At 43.3% G+C, this 18,089-nt stretch carries 12 protein-coding genes and 1 pseudogene; 12 read left to right on the top strand and 1 reads right to left on the bottom strand.

Annotated elements, in window-relative coordinates:
• Nucleotides 1-215: 215 nt before the first annotated feature.
• Entirely contained in the window at nucleotides 216-458 is a 243-nt protein-coding gene (locus tag NBH01_RS18760) for a transposase (protein ID WP_004318648.1), read from the bottom strand.
• Between the two features lie 230 nt (nucleotides 459-688).
• Here NBH01_RS18760 and NBH01_RS18755 point away from each other — a divergent pair, with 230 nt between their 5' ends.
• The 12 genes and pseudogenes from NBH01_RS18755 (at nucleotide 689) to NBH01_RS18700 (ending at nucleotide 18,069) form a co-directional block, all read left to right on the top strand.
• Nucleotides 689-2,737 carry a hypothetical protein gene (locus NBH01_RS18755; protein WP_004318649.1) on the top strand — a complete coding sequence of 683 codons (2,049 nt, stop codon included), beginning with the start codon at nucleotides 689-691 and terminating at the stop codon, nucleotides 2,735-2,737.
• A gap of 72 nt (nucleotides 2,738-2,809) precedes the next feature.
• Entirely contained in the window at nucleotides 2,810-6,778 is a 3,969-nt protein-coding gene (locus tag NBH01_RS18750) for a two-component regulator propeller domain-containing protein (RefSeq protein ID WP_225680060.1), read from the top strand.
• 391 nt (nucleotides 6,779-7,169) lie between these two features.
• Nucleotides 7,170-10,328 carry a SusC/RagA family TonB-linked outer membrane protein gene (locus NBH01_RS18745; protein ID WP_004318652.1) on the top strand — a complete coding sequence of 1,053 codons (3,159 nt, stop codon included), beginning with the start codon at nucleotides 7,170-7,172 and terminating at the stop codon, nucleotides 10,326-10,328.
• 18 nt (nucleotides 10,329-10,346) lie between these two features.
• Complete coding sequence (locus tag NBH01_RS18740; protein WP_004318653.1) at nucleotides 10,347-12,239, top strand: RagB/SusD family nutrient uptake outer membrane protein; 1,893 nt, start codon at nucleotides 10,347-10,349, stop codon at nucleotides 12,237-12,239.
• Between the two features lie 43 nt (nucleotides 12,240-12,282).
• Nucleotides 12,283-13,044, top strand: coding sequence for a glycerophosphodiester phosphodiesterase family protein (locus NBH01_RS18735; RefSeq protein WP_004308129.1), 762 nt, complete (start codon nucleotides 12,283-12,285; stop codon nucleotides 13,042-13,044).
• A 971-nt stretch (nucleotides 13,045-14,015) separates the two neighbouring features.
• Complete coding sequence (locus NBH01_RS18730) at nucleotides 14,016-14,366, top strand: reverse transcriptase N-terminal domain-containing protein (protein WP_004308130.1); 351 nt, start codon at nucleotides 14,016-14,018, stop codon at nucleotides 14,364-14,366.
• On the top strand, nucleotides 14,344-14,541 hold the full coding sequence (locus NBH01_RS18725; RefSeq protein WP_008775183.1) for a reverse transcriptase domain-containing protein: 198 nt from the start codon (nucleotides 14,344-14,346) through the stop codon (nucleotides 14,539-14,541). The genes NBH01_RS18730 and NBH01_RS18725 overlap by 23 nt, the downstream gene beginning before the upstream one ends.
• 120 nt (nucleotides 14,542-14,661) lie before the next feature.
• A pseudogene (locus NBH01_RS18720) lies at nucleotides 14,662-15,025 on the top strand (helix-turn-helix domain-containing protein); the annotation flags it as partial.
• Nucleotides 15,026-15,288: 263 nt separating this feature from the next.
• Complete coding sequence (locus tag NBH01_RS18715) at nucleotides 15,289-16,569, top strand: fimbrillin family protein (protein WP_004308132.1); 1,281 nt, start codon at nucleotides 15,289-15,291, stop codon at nucleotides 16,567-16,569.
• An 81-nt stretch (nucleotides 16,570-16,650) separates the two neighbouring features.
• Nucleotides 16,651-17,103, top strand: coding sequence for a hypothetical protein (locus NBH01_RS18710; RefSeq protein ID WP_004312652.1), 453 nt, complete (start codon nucleotides 16,651-16,653; stop codon nucleotides 17,101-17,103).
• 2 nt (nucleotides 17,104-17,105) lie between these two features.
• Nucleotides 17,106-17,597, top strand: coding sequence for an Lcl C-terminal domain-containing protein (locus NBH01_RS18705; protein ID WP_250700216.1), 492 nt, complete (start codon nucleotides 17,106-17,108; stop codon nucleotides 17,595-17,597).
• 298 nt (nucleotides 17,598-17,895) lie between these two features.
• Nucleotides 17,896-18,069 carry a hypothetical protein gene (locus NBH01_RS18700; protein WP_004308133.1) on the top strand — a complete coding sequence of 58 codons (174 nt, stop codon included), beginning with the start codon at nucleotides 17,896-17,898 and terminating at the stop codon, nucleotides 18,067-18,069.
• The last annotated feature ends 20 nt before the right edge of the window (nucleotides 18,070-18,089 follow it).

The raw sequence follows: 18,089 nt of genomic DNA, 5'->3' as shown, positions 1-18,089 counted from the left end.
GGAAGTAGCTATACACTTCTGAAGAGTAGGTATGTCTATATACAAACTTACCCAAGGATACGTTAATGTTCGTAAACTTGGGTAAGATTTTATAGATATTGTTTGGAGAGGACTTAGAATTCAACCTCTACTTAAAAGATTTAATTTACAATAGTATTGCGGAATTAAGGTACATGAAACCGATAACCTGTCATAGTGGCATTGGGAAAAGCCGTTCAGACGATCCGCATCATGGTCGGCAAAAGATCTAAAGTGACCTCTTTGGCTGTCTTGCGCTTGGAGACATGAATCATTTCAAGCACCTTTATGACGTCTTCAGACTTCGTGCCACGTATCATGGTCACAAGTGTACCTCTGCCACCACGTCCCGCACGATTAGTGACAACAGTATATAATTCTCCGCAGCTTAAAGAAGTCTCGTCAATACAAAGGCTAGGGACCTGAGGTTGTGCCCGCATTCTGACACATTTACATTTGTAGTATTAAATATCCCAATAAAAATATAAGTGTATATTGTAATGGGATCTTAATAGAGGATTAAAAAATAAATACTTAATGGGCTGTTTCTTATGAATTCTACTGAAATCTTATAATAATTGCTCAAAAAATCACATTCTTTGTATACGTAATATCCTAATTTTGGAACGCAAATTAAAAGAATATTAATAAACTAAATTATCTGATTTATATGACAAAATTAAGATGTATGCTTTGTTGCCTGATGATCTGTACTATTACTATTGATGCTAGGACTGTTAATGATATATATAAAAGAATATCTGCACAAGTCTCCTTGAAGGTTCCCGGTAATCAATCACGAAACTATTCCCTTGCTTTTCAAGGAGCCGTTGATGATAAGGGAATCTATCTGTTAGAGTCTGAAGAAAAAATACCATTAATCATTACAGAGAGAATAGAACGTGACAATGTTAAATGTGTAATGGTAGTAAGTATTACGGCATTGGAAGACGTGTACTTTAATTATCAACAACAGTTGAAAACAGGCTTCCGACATAATGACTGTATGTTTTATCTACCAGGATTCTGGTATAGTCGCAATTTACGTTCTCCTAAAGGTGCTCCTTCATTTCATATATCAGAGAGTTGGCTGGTACGTGAGGATCGTCTGAGCTCACCCCTTACCGGTATCTTCAATCAGAAAGATGGACGTTATATGACTGTGGCACGCAAGGACGATTTTCAATGGGATGCCCTTGCTACCCACCAAACAGGCGAAATCATCCTCTCGGGCAAAACGTCCCTAGGGTTCACCGGCTTTGAGAGCCATGACGGAACATCAACACTATCTTTTGGATTTCCTTACCGAGAAGCTCCTAAAACCTATATTCGTAAGTTGACGCTGGCTCCGGAGGTTACATCTTTCCAATATCTAAAAAAAGGAGAAACAGTACTCCTGACCTGGGAATTTATCGAGGGGCAGGCTACAGACTACTCAGATTTTATTTGCCATACTTGGGAATATTGTTATGATACATACCGTCCCCAACCTGTGAAAATACCTTTTTCTCCAGAAGAGATAAAAGGAGTGCTGAGCAATTATTTTGTGGAAAGTTTTGTTGGGGACAAAGCTCTTGCCTATTACTCCAGCCCTGAAATGAAAGTGGCAGCCTGTGCCAACATGAATGTAGCAGAGATAGGTTTTGTCGGTCGCGTACTTCTAAACGCTTTCAATGCATGGGAGTTTGGCAATGAGAATGGACGTGATGACCTTGCAGCTAGCAGTAAAAAGATATTTGATAGTTACTTAGAAAATGGCTTTACGGAAACCGGTTATTTGCGTGAATGGGTAAATCTGGAAAATGATAGTGATGTGAAAGAAGAACGCCCAGTGCATAGCATACGTCGTCAGTCGGAAGGAATTTATGCCATGTTTCATTATCTGAATTATGAACAGAAGTATAAACGTCACCATCCTGATTGGGAACAACGCTTAAAGAAAATGCTCGATATGTTCTTGCAACTGCAAAATCCAGATGGAAGTTTTCCACGTAAATTCCATGATGACTTTACAGTTGTTGACGGAAGTGGAGGAAGTACTCCATCCGCTACATTACCTCTGGTTATGGGATATAAATATTTTAAGGACAAACGCTATCTGTCCGCTGCCCGGCGTACTGCGGAATATCTGGAAAAAGAGCTTATATCAAAGGCTGACTATTTCTCCTCTACGCTGGATGCAAACTGTGAGGATAAGGAAGCTTCCCTCTATACCGCTACGGCAACTTACTATTTATCATTGATAACAAATGGTACGGAACATAACCACTATGCCTCTCTGACACGAAAAGCGGCTTATTTTGCCTTGTCCTGGTATTACGTCTGGGACGTTCCGTTTGCTCCCGGGCAGATGTTGGGTGATATCGGTCTGAAAACTCGCGGCTGGGGAAATGTCTCGGTGGAGAATAATCATATTGATGTATTTATTTTTGAATTTGCCGATGTGCTCCGTTGGCTTTCCAAAGAGTATAATGAACCTCGTTTCTCTGATTTTGCTGAAGTCATTTCTACTTCCATGTGCCAGTTACTTCCTTATAAAGGACATATGTGTGGAGTGATAAAAGTTGGTTATTATCCGGAAGTGATCCAGCACACCAACTGGGATTATGGAAGGAATGGAAAAGGATATTATAATGACATGTTTGCTCCCGGTTGGACGGTAGCATCCCTTTGGGAATTGCTGACACCGGGACGTACTGAGAATATACTGTTGAAATAGCTCTGATATCCACTTTTCAGGATATTCTTATATCCTGTTGTATGTTAATTAATGAAACTAACAATTAAGACAATGCAGAGACTACGTATTTTAGTTATATTAATACTTCTTTCTTTGATGCCTCTTTATTCCCTTGCCGTTCTGAATGAAGGACAATATGCATTCCGTTCACTTGATATCAATAATGGATTATCCCAGAATACGGTCCATGCCATCCTTCAGGATAAACAAGGATTTATGTGGTTTGGGACGAAGGATGGTCTTGACCGGTATGATGGTATCTCTTTTCGGACTTTCATGAAAGAATCCGGAACCTTGGGCAATAATTTCATCACTTCTTTGTATGAAGACAATCTTGGGCAAATATGGATTGGGACAGACGTAGGCCTATATGTCTATTGCCCACAAATGGAAAAGGTCAGGCATTTTACTCTGATAAGTAATTCAAACATAGATATAGACTGTACGGTCAATCTGATAACTGGGGACCAGAAAGGAGGTATCTGGGTTGTAACTCAGACGCGGGGAATCTTCTATTACAATCCCCAGGATAGCCAGTTGGTTAATTATCAGTCGGACGGGTCCGGTACTCTGAACCTTAAAACTTCCGGCCAACTCTATTTTGATTCGGACGATGTCTGCTGGTTGGACATACGTGATGGAAATCTGTATTATTCAAAAGACAAGCTTAAAACTTTAACTCCGATTTTTCCAGAAGATTCAAAAGTGTCTTTCAGAGATGAATACATCTATAAATTGCTCCCCGGACCCTATAATTGCATGTATGTGGGAACTGTATTCGGACTGAAAGAAGTGAACCTAACTAATAAGACTATCCGTACCCTTCTTTCCAAGGATGAATTGGGAGGTGATATTTATATCAGGGAACTTGCATTTTATTCAGATGACGAATTATGGATAGGAACCGAATCGGGACTTTATATCTATAATCTGCACACGGCAAAAATCATCCACTTGCAGAACGTCAACGGTGATCCCTATTCAATCTCTGACAATGCCATCTATTCGATTCTCAAAGACCGTGAAGGCGGAATGTGGATAGGGACTTATTTTGGGGGTGTGAATTATTACCCCCGGCAATATACCTACTTTGATAAAGTCTATCCCCAGAAAGAATCAAACAAAATGGGAAAAAGGGTGCGGGAGTTTTGTGCCGCCCATGACGGCACACTCTGGATAGGTACAGAAGATAAGGGGCTTTTCCATTATTATCCTAGTACTGGAAAAATCGAACCGTTCATTCATCCGGATATTTATCATAATGTTCACGGATTGTATTTGGACGGAGATTATCTGTGGGTTGGGAATTTTGCAAAAGGATTGAAGCGTATTGATTTGAGGACATACGCTGTAAAGCACTATGATAATATTGCAAGTCATATCTTTTCTATCTGCCGGATAACTGCGGGCGATCTGTATCTTGGAACAACAATAGGATTGTTTCGGTACAACCCAGATACGGAACGTTTTAAACGCGTCCCCGAACTTGGGTGGACGTTTGTTTATTATATAAAGGAGGATAAGCAGGGGAATTTATGGCTGGCAACTTATGCCGATGGCGTCTATAAAAAGAATGTCCGTACAGGTGGTTGGGAACATTTCGTACATGAGGAAGCAGACTCGTCCACCCTTCCATCCAATAAGGTGCTGAGTATTTTTGAAGACAGTCAAAATCAGCTATGGTTTACCACACAAGGAGGTGGCTTCTGCCGCTTTGTGCCTTCCGCCAACACCTTTGTCCGTTATGACGGTATCGGTCTGCCAAGCAACGTCATTTATCGGATTGAAGAAGATGAAAAGGGATTGTTCTGGGTTTCAACCAATAAAGGGCTGGTGCATTTTAACCCGAAGAATTCCAGTTTTAAAGTGTATACAGTTGCTAATGGGTTGCTGAGTAACCAGTTTAATTACCAGTCCAGCTATAAGGATAAGAATGGACGGATTTATTTTGGCTGTATTAACGGTTTCATCTCCTTTGCCCCCTCCTCCTTTATTGATAATGATTTTTTACCCTCTGTTTTGATTACCGATTTTATGCTCTTTAATAAAAAGGTGGTAGTCGGAGAAAAAGGCTCTCCATTGAAACAAAGTATCACTTTGTCAAACCATATCGAACTTCAGTCAAATCAGAATTCGTTCTCCTTCAGGATAGCTGCGATAAGTTATCAGTCACCGAGCATGAATACACTGCTATATAGACTGGAAGGGTATGATTCCGAATGGCATACAGCGGGTAAGGGCCCTATTACGTATTCCAATTTACCTTATGGGACATACATGTTACGCGTGAAAGGTGCGAATAGTGATGGTGTATGGAATCCAGATGTACGCACATTGGGGATCAGGATATTGCCCCCGTTTTATTTATCCGTATGGGCATACCTGATTTATATCCTATTGATACTCGGTACATTTTTCGCCCTCTTCTTTTATTTAAGGAAGCGTACTATTGAAAAGCAGCGTAAAGAGATGGAGAAGTTCGAACAGGAAAAGGAGCAGGAACTCTACACCACTAAGATAGATTTCTTTACAAATGTGGCACACGAAATCCGTACTCCTTTAACACTGATAAAGTGCCCATTGGAGAATGTACTTGCTGATAGGGAACTCTCCGAAAATGTAAGGATGGAATTGGAAATTATGGATCAGAACGTGGAGAGGTTACTGAACCTGATAAACCAATTACTTGATTTCCGTAAAGCGGAAAATAAAGGTTTTAAATTGAATCCGAAAGAATATAATATCGGTACTATCGTCCACTCTGTTTATAAGTATTTCACTACTTTGGCAAAGCAAAGGGGAATTAAACTTGAAGTAGAAGTTCCAGAGGAAGAATTGTTGGCTTCTGTTGACAAAGAGGCTTTGACCAAAATTCTCAGTAATCTGTTTGCTAATGCATTGAAATATGCCCGGACATACGTTTATCTCCATTTGTCTGTTGATGAGAAGAATGAGGTGTTCACTATCTCTATGAGTAATGATGGGAATATAGTCCCTATCGAAATGCGTGAAAATATTTTTAAAGCCTTTGTCCAATACCGGGACGGGAAAGATATTGTCTCGGGCACAGGCATCGGATTAGCTATGGCTCGTTACTTGGCAGAGTTGCATCAAGGTATGCTGGTGATGGACCGGGAGCTAGATTGTAACCGTTTCATTCTTTCCATTCCAATATTACACCAGACACTTCCGGATGATTCGGAAGAACAACATAAGAAACCTGGGTATGATGATGAAGATCGTGAAGTTTCTGATAAAGATAAAAGAGAGGTTGCTTCCATATTGGTTGTAGAAGATAATAAGGATATGCTTGCTTTTGTGTTCAGGCAATTGTCTTCATTGTATCATGTACTGATTGCGGAAAATGGGGTCGAGGCGTTGGACGTTCTTGAACAGAAATCTGTGGATCTGATAATAAGTGACATTATGATGCCTCTGATGGACGGGGTTGAATTATGCAAGCATCTGAAACAAAATCTGGACTATAGTCATATTCCTGTAATATTATTGACAGCTAAAACTAATCTGGAATCAAGAATCGAAGGACTTGAAGAAGGGGCGGATGCGTATATTGAAAAGCCGTTTTCTATGGAGTATCTTCGTGCCAATGTAGCAAATCTGTTGAGTAATCGGGAAAGATTACGCCGTCACTTTATTGAATTTCCTTTTATCAAAGCAGATGCAATGGCGCAGACAAAGGCCGATGAGATGTTTATTAGCAAGTTAAATGAGTATGTATTACGCCATCTTGATAATACGGACCTGCAAATTGATGATATAGCGGATGCAATGAATATGGGACGTTCCAACTTTTACCGGAAATTGAAAGGAATCCTAAATATGAGTCCGAACGAATATCTCCGCCTTTTCCGTTTGAAGCAGGCAGCTTCCATACTGAAAGAAGGAACCTATGGAGTGGTGGAAGTCTCTTACATGGTAGGGTTCAGTACCCCCTCCTATTTTTCAAGCTGTTTTAAAAAACAGTTCGGAGTACTGCCTAAAGATTTCATATCGCACTAGTAATATGTATTTTGCTTTAAATTTTATAATATCAGGTCATTTTCTGATATTTTATCCGAGTTGTTCCGGGTAATTTTGCAAATATATTAACAACTAAATTTGATGTATGACAAGGTATTTACTTTTTTTTGCCAGCCAGCCTTCGGGCGGAAGAGAGAGTTGTTTTCCTATCGTATATATAAACGATTCTTAGTTTGAGAATTTGTACTGTAATTTATATAAAGTCAAAGAAATAATTATAAAATAAATTGCACACACAATGAATAATAGAAAAGAAAATGAACAGAGTTGTATAGTAATGAATAAAAAAGAGGGTACATCGTGCATTACGACACACCTCCCTGTATTTCAGAGAAAAATCTACACTACTAATCAAAAAATCTATTGATATATGAACTGTAAAGTAAAACAAGGATGCCTTACCAGCGAAAGCTGTTGCATCCTGTTATGGTTAGCCTTCACATTATTTCCCGTTTCCGTTGTAACGGCGGCAGATAATAGAAAGATCGACGAGAGCCAGCAAAAAGAAGTAAAAGCAGAAATGAAAGGATATGTGGGAGACGAAAACGGAGAGCCTGTTATTGGAGCTACCGTATTGGAAAGTGGAACGCAGAACGGGGTTATAACAGATGTGGACGGTATATTCACTATACAGTTGGCAAAGAACGCATCATTGACCATTTCATATGTTGGGTACCAGAAGAAAACGGTAGTGGTAAAAGATAAGAAGTTCATTTCCGTTAATTTGACTCCGGACAGGAGTATGATGCTGGATGAAGTGGTCGTGGTCGGTTTTGGCAAACAAAAGAAAGAATCCCTCGTGGGAGCTGTGCAGGCAGTGAAGCCGGAAGACCTGAAGATGACATCCAGTAATCTTAGTACTTCATTTGCCGGGAACGTTCCAGGTATCATCGCCGTACAAACACAGGGTGAACCAGGCTCTGATGAGGCGAAATTCTATATACGTGGTATATCAACTTTTGGTTCGAATACCTCACCGCTGATCATACTTGACGGTGTGGAAATCAACGCTACGATGATGAACAATATTCCTCCAGAATCTATCGCGTCGTTTTCTGTGCTGAAAGATGCTACGGCAACGTCCCTATACGGCTCACGGGGGGCTAACGGAGTTATCATCGTTACTACCAAGCAAGGACAGCTTTCCGAGAAAATGTCTGTAGATATCCGCTTTGATAATACTTTCTCCATGCCTACCTATGTGCAGAAAATGGCAGATGGCCCGACTTACATGGATATGTATAATGAAGCCGTTTATAATCAGGCTATTGCCAATAACCAAGAGTATGAGCCTTTCTATAGCCGGGATAAGATAGATAAAACACGTGCCAATGCAAATCCCTACCTGTTCCCAAACAATGACTGGTACAGTATGTTGTTCAAAGACTTCGCCGTTAATCAGAATTTGAATATCTCCATCAAGGGCGGAAGCAAAAATGTGGATTACTTCCTGAATGCTGGAATCTTCTATGAAAATGGTATCATCCGGCAACCCAAGGAAGATAAGCTTGATGTGGGTATGCGCAACAAGAAATACCTGTTTCAGAGTAATGTGACAGCCCGTGTTACCTCTACGACGAAAGTGGGGCTAAATATGAATACGCAGTTGTTCTACCACCATGCCCCCAAAACAAGTACCCGGAATTTGTTCGCCTATTCCATGCATGGGAATCCCGTACGTTTTCCTGCTACACTTCCTGCTGAACCAGGGGATACATACATCCGCTACGGTAGCAATGATCCGTGGGATGTGGGAAAATCAGAGCCGAATCCTTACGCCAAATTGAGTGAAGGTTATACGGAACGAAATTATGTCTATATGACGACCGCTTTCAATCTCGAACAGGACTTGAAGTTTGTCACACCAGGGTTAAAACTCACCGGACTGGCATCTTTCTATAATTACAGTTTTAACTGGCTGGATCATTGGATTGTACCTTTCTACTATAAAGTATCTGATGACTATACGATGGATGATCAGGGAAACTACCTTTATAAGACTTCGACTATCGGTGAGCCGGGAGAACCTTATCTGAAGAGCAATTCCGGGCGTGATCCGACAGAGAGTGTCTGGTCTTTACAGGGAGCGCTGGACTACTCACGCCAGTTTGGTGGACATGATGTGGGAGCTACCCTTGTTTACCACATGAAAGAAACCAAGAAAGTGAAGGACGGCGGAGCTGAAAAAGATCTTCTTCCTTACCGTGAGCAAGGGATGGCCGGACGTCTGACCTACAGTTTTGGTCAGCGTTACCTGCTTGAGGCTACCTTTGGTTATAATGGCTCGGAGAATTTCAGAAGCGGGCATCGTTTCGGATTCTTCCCTGCGATTGCCCTAGGATGGACTATTTCTAATGAAAAGTTTTTCCAACCGTTAAAAAAAACAGTTTCCACTCTGAAAATCCGAGCTACTTATGGATTGACCGGAAATGATGCGCTTGCCACTCGCTTTCCCTATGTAACAGAAGTCAGTATGAATAATAATTTGGATTGGTGGACTGGTAGCGGTACCCGCGTGAATGGGCCGCTTGTAAATATTTATGGTAATGCGAACGCTACATGGGAGAAATCGAAAAAGCTGAATTTAGGTGTCGATATGACCCTTCTTGAATCTATGGATATAACCATTGATTATTTCAAGGAAGACCGTAGTGGAATTTTTATGCAACGTTCGTCCGTCCCTTCAACAATGGGAGTGACAGGTATGCTGCCTTATGCCAACATTGGCTCGGTAAAGAATAAGGGTGTGGATATGAGTGTAGCATACAGCAAAGTAATTGGCAAAGATTGGGTGCTCCGCCTGAACGGTAGTCTGACCTATGCACATAATGAGATTACGGAGATAGACGAACCGGTGAATGTAGAACCCTATTCTTCAAGAATCGGACACCCGATAAACAGTATTATGGGATATGTGTCTGACGGATTGTTTACTTCTCAGGAGGAAATAGACAGATCTCCCAAACAGTCGTTCGGAAATTATACGGTGGGAGATATTAAATATAAAGATCTGAATGGTGATAACGTGGTGAATGGTTATGACAGGACGATTATCGGCAATCCTGAAATTCCGGAGATTATCTATGGTTTTGGAGGAACGTTGAAGTATAAAAAGTGGGATTTGTCTCTGTTTTTCCAGGGAGTGGCCAAAGTCAGTTTAATGATGAGCGATATTCATCCGTTCAGCGAAGCGGGCCATAAAGGATATAACATTGCACAGTATATCGTTGATGACCACTGGTCGGAAAGCAATAATGTAGCCGGTGCCGCCTATCCCCGATTATCACCCGAATTTATCACGAACAATGCGCAAACCAGCACTTATTACCTACGTAACGCAGCTTTCCTGCGCCTGAAGAATGCCGAACTGGGCTATTCCTTCTTCCCGTGGCTGCGTGTGTATGCAGCAGGTACTAATTTGCTGACATTCTCTCCGTTCAGTACCTGGGATCCTGAAATGGGAAGTGGGAATGGTTTGAAATATCCGCTACAGCGCACGGCCAAGATCGGGATTCAGTTTCATTATTAATTAAGAACAGAATAAGTTATGAAAAATATATATACAAAGTTATGCCTGTCGGCAATCGGCTGTTTAATGATGGCATCATGTGATTTTCTTGATGTGGTTCCGCAAGGTACTGCTACCGTGGATGATATCTACCGGACACAATATCAGGCTGAAGGAATGGTACTGTCTTGCTACGCGAATATCCCTAACTATTTCCATCCCCAACAATTTCCTGATTTTACCGGAGGAAACGAAATCATAACGAGCAAAGGAGGAACAACGCGCTGGTTTCATTTCCGCAGTCTGGTTTATGGGGAAGAATCCCCAACAACGACTTATTACTCATTATGGAGCAATACAGCAAAATCTTATCCGCAGGGTGCTGTGAAGAAAGCAGTATGGGAAAGTATCCGCAATTGCTATAATGTGCTTAATAATCTGGATAGGGTATCGGACATTACCCCCGAAAACCTGAGCTGGTGGAAAGGTGAAGCGCTGTTTTTGATCGGGTATTATCATCAGATCATGCTGGAGTACTATGGACCGATAGTTATTATTGACAAGGAAATACCAATGGAAAGTTCTCCGGCCGAGATGATGACCTCTCGTTCTCCTTATGATACATGTGTCGATTTCATTGCCAATAAATATTCGGAAGCAGCTAGATTACTTCCTGGCGTATGGGATTCAAGTAAGAGAAACAGGGCTACCTCTTCTGCTGCCTTGGCTTTCAAGGCTCGGCTGTTGCTTTATGCCGCCTCGCCGTTAGTCAATGGGAATAGTGAGTTTTATTCCGACTTTAAAAACCCCGACGGCACTTTTCTGATTAACCAGACTTATGACCGGGAAAAGTGGAAGAGAGCGATGGATGCTGCCAAAGAGGCCATAGACCTTTGCGAAGAGAACGGTTACAAACTTTATGGAAATTCGACCAATGACTTGGAGCAAGGGAAGAAAAACTATCATGAAGCCTTTGTCGGTGATGGGATCAGTGGTAGCGGATTTAACTGGAATGAAGTCCTGTTTGGCTTTGCTGAACAGGGAACTATTTCCTACTGTATCAAGAATATGGCTCCTCGTGTTGAATTTACAAGTTATTCGACCAAAGGTTTTAGAGGGTCCTTATTCCCGACGTGGGATTGTGTGAGTAGGTATTATACCAAGAACGGTCTACCTTGGGCAGATGACCCCGAGACTAAGAAGCTTGATCCGTATTCCATTGCACCAGGTGATAGTACGGTACGTTTTCACAGGAATCGTGATCCGCGCTTTTATGCCTCTATTGGCTTTGATCGTGGAAATTATGACGTGCAGGGAAAGACAATAGTGCTCAAATGCAGACGTGGTGAAATGCAGCAGAATAATGGCAATGCCAAGGATGAGTATCAAACGGACAACGGTTATTATTGTCAGAAATGGGTGTCTAAATATGATACCTATAATAGGACTACCGATCAAATAACCTACAACCGTTGGTGCTTTCCTTATATGCGTCTGGCCGAACTCTATCTGAGTTATGCAGAAGCGGATTTCGAATATAGCGGCACACTGAGTACTGCCAGTCTGTCCTATTTGAATAAAGTACGTGAACGTTGCGGATTACCTACCTTTGCAGATTCATGGGCAAAAGCCGGTGGTATTCCTTCAGGAGAGAAGTTGCGCGAAATATTACATGATGAACGCTCCATTGAATTGGCTATGGAAGGCAGACGTTTCCATGATATGCGCCGTTGGAAAATTGCCCATACTGAAATGATGCGTTATCAGAAATCCTGGACATTATCCGGAAAAACCGCTGATAGTTTTTATAAACTTACGGACATGAAAGAAACCGGCGTTCGTAATTTTACCGCTCCCAAGAACTATTGGCTTGCTATTCCACAAGATCAGATAGAAGTAAATCCCAATCTAGTGCAGAATCCGGGATACTAGAGAATCAGCTCTTATATAACTAACAATTAGAGGAAAGGACAAAATGAAAAAGGTAATGTGTTTATTGGCAATTATGTTTATGATTGCCAATACTTCGGCACAAACACGGGTGATTGCCCATCGTGGTTTCTGGAAAACCCAAGGATCAGCACAGAATAGCATTACATCTTTGTTGAAAGCGGATTCTATAGGATGTTATGGTTCGGAGTTTGATGTCTGGCTGACAAAAGATAATGGTTTGGTGGTTAGCCATGATGGGATTATTCAAGGGCATAAGGTTGAAGAGTCCACTCTGAAGGAATTAACCGGGTTATGGTTAGCGAATGGAGAATGCGTACCCTCCTTAAAAGAGCTTCTGGAAACAGCTAAGCGGAAAACATCTTTGAAGCTGGTGCTGGAGTTGAAAGCTCATAGTAAACCCGAACGGGAGATAAAAGCTGTTGAAGAGATCGTTTCGATGATAAAGAAGATGGGACTCGAACCCCGGATGATATATATCACCTTTTCGTCTCACGCATTAAAGGAACTGATCCGTCAGGCTCCCACAAGCACTCCTGTATATTATCTGAAAGGGGACTTATCTCCACAACAACTGAAAGAATTGGGTAGTGCCGGACCGGATTATCACTTCTCTGAATTTTACCGTTATACCGATTGGATTGAAAGTTGCCATGCCTTGGGGCTAAAAGTGAATGTATGGACGGTTAATAAAAAAGAGGACATGCAATACTTTTGGGATAAAGTCGACTTTATCACTACAGATGAGCCGTTGGGACTGTTGAAAGATATAATGAAGGTCAAATAGATATATTTTCTGAGATAATGTATAGTCCAACTGATTACCTTTAATAATCTGTTGATTATTTATGTTTTTGGAAAATGAGTTTCAAGTTTTCAAACGACTGTTCATGTTGATACAGTTGAATGCTGATTGAAAACAAAACAATAGCGGAAACAATGAATGTCAATCTTGTATAAGAAGGCAAACGTCCAAATTTATAGTTCAGCTCCATTAATCGAACTGAATAGGGGTATTTATTAAATAATATAAAATTAGCCAACTAATTCATAGCCAAATTATTGCGAATTAGTTGGCCTTTTTGTATCTTTAGGTATTCCGTGCGACAAGAAGTCGTACAAGTAATTGTTCAGCACTGTGCCTGAACCTATTGTTCTGTCAATAGTAGTCTAAAGAGGCGTGCTTTACCAGTCATGGTTTAGTGCGAAGCCCTCTTGACAATGCAGTCCTTTACAGAAATATCCAATGTATAGGCTGTTAGGCTGACTGATATGAGTAACATATGTGAATCGCTACACCATCGTAATAAAGAAATAGCTTACGGATATTTATAAGCTATAGCCAAAAGGTGGGTAGTCAGGATAGTCTTTTGGGAATGTAAGGCTACACGGACATCATACTGGCGGTGGAGGGGCGGGCTCTAAGTCGGGCGTCAGTTACTTGTACGGAACTTGGTAAACCCGTATTTCTCCTGTCTATGTCAGGCAGGTAAGCCAATTGCAAGAAAAGCCGAATGTGGTGCGGGTAAAGGATTGCGGAGAAAGTGAATGATTCTGTGTAATGCGGAGGATAGAGGTTTAAACATCACCCCATGCGAAATCAGGCAGACTTCCGCAGGGTAATTCTTTGTGAAACGATTGTAGAACTTTAATAAAATGAAGAAACTGCAAATGAGCAAGGCAAAAGCCGAGTGTGCATCTTTAACCGTACGAAACACGACATGAAAAGATATCGATTCTTCCAAATATGAGCGTAAAGTGAGAAAACTGCAGGTCCGAATAGCAAAGGCCCACAAAGAAAAGAGGTACAACAAGGTAAAGGCCTTACGGTACCTACTTGCCACTTCCTACGAAGCCAAGGCATTGGCGATAAGGAAAGTAACTTCCAATAAAGGTAAACGTACGGCAGGGGTTGACCATATGAAGTGGGACACTGATGCCAAGAAAATAGAAGCTATATGTTTATTGAAAAGGAGAGGATATAAGGCCTTCCCGCTGAGGAAGGTCAACATAGCCAAAGCAAATGGCAAGACAAGATCTTTGGGAATACCAACCATGAAGGACAGAGCCGTGCAGGATATATCTTATGGCTTTAGAACTTATAACTGAAAGTGAAGCGGATGCGAACTCATATGGGTTCAGAAAGTTTAGAAGTACTGCGGATGCAATAGACGCACTTCATAGATGGTTGAGTAGAGACTGTTTACCACAATGGATACTGGAAGGTGACATTAAGGGTTGTTTTGATCATATTAATCATGAATGGCTTCTCAACAATGTGTAGATTGACAGGCTGGTATTAAGGAGATGGCTGAAAAGCGGAGTAGTATTTAATTGCAAAGTATCAATAGATACGCTACACTTTTTCTTTTCGTTGGCAAATCTTAATCCGTATCTTCGTTGCATGAAAGAAGATATACGGATGCGCCAAAAATGGCTTGAGCTATACGTCGAAACGGGTTCTGTGACAAAAACTGCCCTTCGGTGCGGGATTACCCGTTCCACGTTATACCGTTGGATAAATTGCGAGAAAGAACAAGGCAAGTCGGAATTGTCCGATAAGTCTAAACGTTCATCAAGACTTGCCAATATGAAGATAACACCTGAAATTGAAACCATTATCCTTAATCTGTGCGTGAGACAAGAAGATGGGGAGCGCAACGGATTGCCAACTATCTGCTTAGGAAGAGAATAAAGCTCTCAGGCATGACGGTGTGGCGTGTGTTGAAAAGCATCAGGTCAAAGCTGTTGTGAAACGTTGCGAGAAATTTATTTCTTCTTCCAGCCGATTTTTTCCATCGGCAACATCCGGATAACCATATACCCCCGCCGTTGTTCATAGCGGCAGGAAAAACATGCCTGACGGCGATACGTGACGCACGGCACTCAAACCCTCTATTCCAACGTGAAACTGACCGCAGAGAGGGATGCCGCCACGGGCGACCTCGTGTGGAAGTCCAAGGACAACACGACACTTGTGGGGGGATTGTCGGATGAGCACTACTACCTCTACTATCCCTACTAAACGGATATGAGCGGAAAGACTGCCACTCCCACAGGCTCAGCCTTGACCGACACGGAATTCTTCGCCCCGTTGGTTTCCGCTTGGCAGCCTCAGGACGACCAAAGTACTCATGCGGCATATACCGCCTCCGACTTGATGACTGCCGAAGGCTCCGCAACGACAGGGGAAGACAACACCCTCCACCTCTCTTTCACCATGAACCATCGTATGGCATTGGCCGTCATCGAGATGCCGAATACCGTTAAATACAAGTTTACCGACGAGAGGATTCCTGATTACGCCGTGTCACCCGCCACTACATTCTCTGGCATTGCCCAGCCGCTGCGCGTGAACGATGGTACATACCGCTACTTGGTGAATCACGCGACTCCCGCACCGACTATCGAAGGACATTATGACGAGGGAAGCAAGGAGTTCACCATAACCCCGTCCGGCCTTTCTACCGGCAGTTACAAGAGATACAAGGTGGACGGCGCGGTGACAACTGTAAAGGACTACACGATGCAACGGGGAGATTACCTGCTCGCCGACGGCAACCTGCTGCCTAAGGGTACTACCCTGACCGAGGAGCAGAAGGCAAGCGTGGCGGCCATCGTCTTCTGGACACCGGCAGAGACCAATCCTGAAGGACGGATCACGCCGGCGTCTCTGGATTTCGACAAGATTATGGTGAAAGAACATCCCAATTGCACCCATGGCCTTGCCGTGTCGATTAAAGATGCTCCGGGCAACGTCTCGTGGCAAAACGTTAACGACTGGGTGGCGGATTTTCAAAGAGGAACAGATTTCAATCCTGTCGATAAGGATGAGTACGTAAACATTGCCACTGGTTTCGATGCGACCGGCAACATAAACAGGATACTCGGTTACCAGAACACGAAAGTGCTGTGGGCGTATAACGGATATTGCAAGACAAACGGCAAAACCGATGCCTTGGTCAATCCTGCTGAGGTCCTGAAAACATTTATCGCAAATAATCCAGCCCCGGCAAACAGCACCGGATGGTTCTTGCCGTCGGTAAAGGAACTGCACATGCTATGTTATAAGGATGTCGATAATATTGCGTACACACGGGACAACACAGAGACGAGGGATATAGTCGAAGTCTCCATCTCCGCCGTTGGCGGTGACGCATTGTCACCGCGCAATAACCATAAACGTTTCTGGTCTTCTTCGGAGAGCCCCAGTAATAAGAATGGCGCTTTTAGCGTGTATTTCTACAATGCCTTCGCACAGCTCAGCGAAAAGGACGGCGCACTCAATGTGCGTGCCGTGTGCGCTTTCTAACCACATAAAACAAAGAAAAATAACGATGTGAAGGGAACAGGATATTCCGGACGATGGATGCGCATCAGCGGCTGGTAGCCGATGTTGATGCTCGCGGGCGGGCTACTCGTCTCTTGCGGCAAGATGGAAACGGGAGAATCTACTACACGTTTACCCGATGGCAAGTACCCATTGCGACTGACAGCGGAGGTGGCGCAACCGCACCCCCGTGCCGGCGGCAAGGAGATAGGAGTGATGCTGGATGGCATGCTCAGCCTCCAAAGGTACGTAATGGACGCCTCGGGCAATACTGTCCCAAAGGATGCTGAAAACACCATTTACCGGAAGAGCACTACCGAGACATGTGTCACGGCACGGACTCCGAATGCCGATATCGACCAAAGTGGCGGGTATGCCGGCTTCGGCCTTCTATACGTCACCGTAGTGGGAGGTTATGACCAAGCCGTCAGCCTCCGTTTCAACCACCGCATGGCAAAAGTAGAGTTCACGCTCATGGCGGGCGAAGGTGTCACGGAGGAAAAACGAATGAAATAGACGTGGTGCAGACGGTGCCGGGCAACACCTGGATTGATGGCGGTGAGGAGAATGTGGCGGTAGCCAAAACAATACACTACACTGCCGATGAAGTGAAGGCTGGGGACTACATCTATTCGGGCAGGAGCACTTCGGACGGCGGACTGCGCAAACGCTATCCCAATGGGAAAGCTCAGGTCATCGCAGACCCGAAGCCGCAATCCGTAGCGGGCAAGACGGTCACCGGTGTCGTCTTCTGTATACCGAAAGACACTGACCCCACAGGCAGACTAACCCCAGCCCGACTTACTGATGATAAGATTATGATGAAAGATTTTCCGAATGCCGAAATTTGGAATTATATAGTCAACCCATCCCTCGTCGCTGCCGGCGGTCCGACGCCAATTTATACCACCTCTTACTGGTCGTCTACGGAGGCATATTATAGCCCTAACAATGCATATGCCATACACTTTCCAGATGCCACTCTGGAAAGTAATGATAAGTACTTATAAAGTTAGGTTTCTGGCCGTGTGCGCTTTTTAATCACATTAAAGAAAGAAACTGTAGCAAAGCATTCTACATTCGATTCCGGCGGCGGTGCTCCTATCGCTTGCCGCCTGTACGCAAGAAGAGCTCCCGGGCAACCAAGACAAGGCGCAGCAACTTACTTTCTCCGTTACCGATGGTGGATATACGTCGGCTGTTCGCAAAACCACCCGTACTGTGGAGAATGGCTGCCAAACCAAGTTTTCCGAAGGCGGGGCCTGCGGCCTATACGTGGTGCGGGGCACTCAAACAGTCTATTCCAACGTGAAACTGACAGCCGAGAGGGATGCCGACACGGGCGGTCTCGTATGGAAAACTGAAAGTCCGACACCGCTCACAGGCGGGCTGTTGGACGAACACTATTATTTCTACTATCCCTATCAGGCACGAGCCTCAATACTGGGGCAGGGCGGCTGTTCGCCTTCATCATTACGGTGAACGAGTTAACCGTGCCCGGC

This window comes from Bacteroides sp. B1-V-101 (genome assembly GCF_023656585.1).
Taxonomy (GTDB): domain Bacteria; phylum Bacteroidota; class Bacteroidia; order Bacteroidales; family Bacteroidaceae; genus Bacteroides; species Bacteroides thetaiotaomicron.
Note: the sequence above shows the minus strand (reverse complement) of the source record. Positions and strands in the feature narration are given on the sequence as shown.

Coding starts and splice junctions, on each gene's coding strand:
- NBH01_RS18725 (WP_008775183.1), top strand. CDS start 14,344: ATGGCTTTAGAACTTATAACTGAAAGTGAAGCGGATGCGAACTCATAT.
- NBH01_RS18715 (WP_004308132.1), top strand. CDS start 15,289: ATGAGCGGAAAGACTGCCACTCCCACAGGCTCAGCCTTGACCGACACG.
- NBH01_RS18740 (WP_004318653.1), top strand. CDS start 10,347: ATGAAAAATATATATACAAAGTTATGCCTGTCGGCAATCGGCTGTTTA.
- NBH01_RS18745 (WP_004318652.1), top strand. CDS start 7,170: ATGAACTGTAAAGTAAAACAAGGATGCCTTACCAGCGAAAGCTGTTGC.
- NBH01_RS18760 (WP_004318648.1), bottom strand. CDS start 458: ATGCGGGCACAACCTCAGGTCCCTAGCCTTTGTATTGACGAGACTTCT.
- NBH01_RS18755 (WP_004318649.1), top strand. CDS start 689: ATGACAAAATTAAGATGTATGCTTTGTTGCCTGATGATCTGTACTATT.
- NBH01_RS18750 (WP_225680060.1), top strand. CDS start 2,810: ATGCAGAGACTACGTATTTTAGTTATATTAATACTTCTTTCTTTGATG.
- NBH01_RS18710 (WP_004312652.1), top strand. CDS start 16,651: ATGTTGATGCTCGCGGGCGGGCTACTCGTCTCTTGCGGCAAGATGGAA.
- NBH01_RS18735 (WP_004308129.1), top strand. CDS start 12,283: ATGAAAAAGGTAATGTGTTTATTGGCAATTATGTTTATGATTGCCAAT.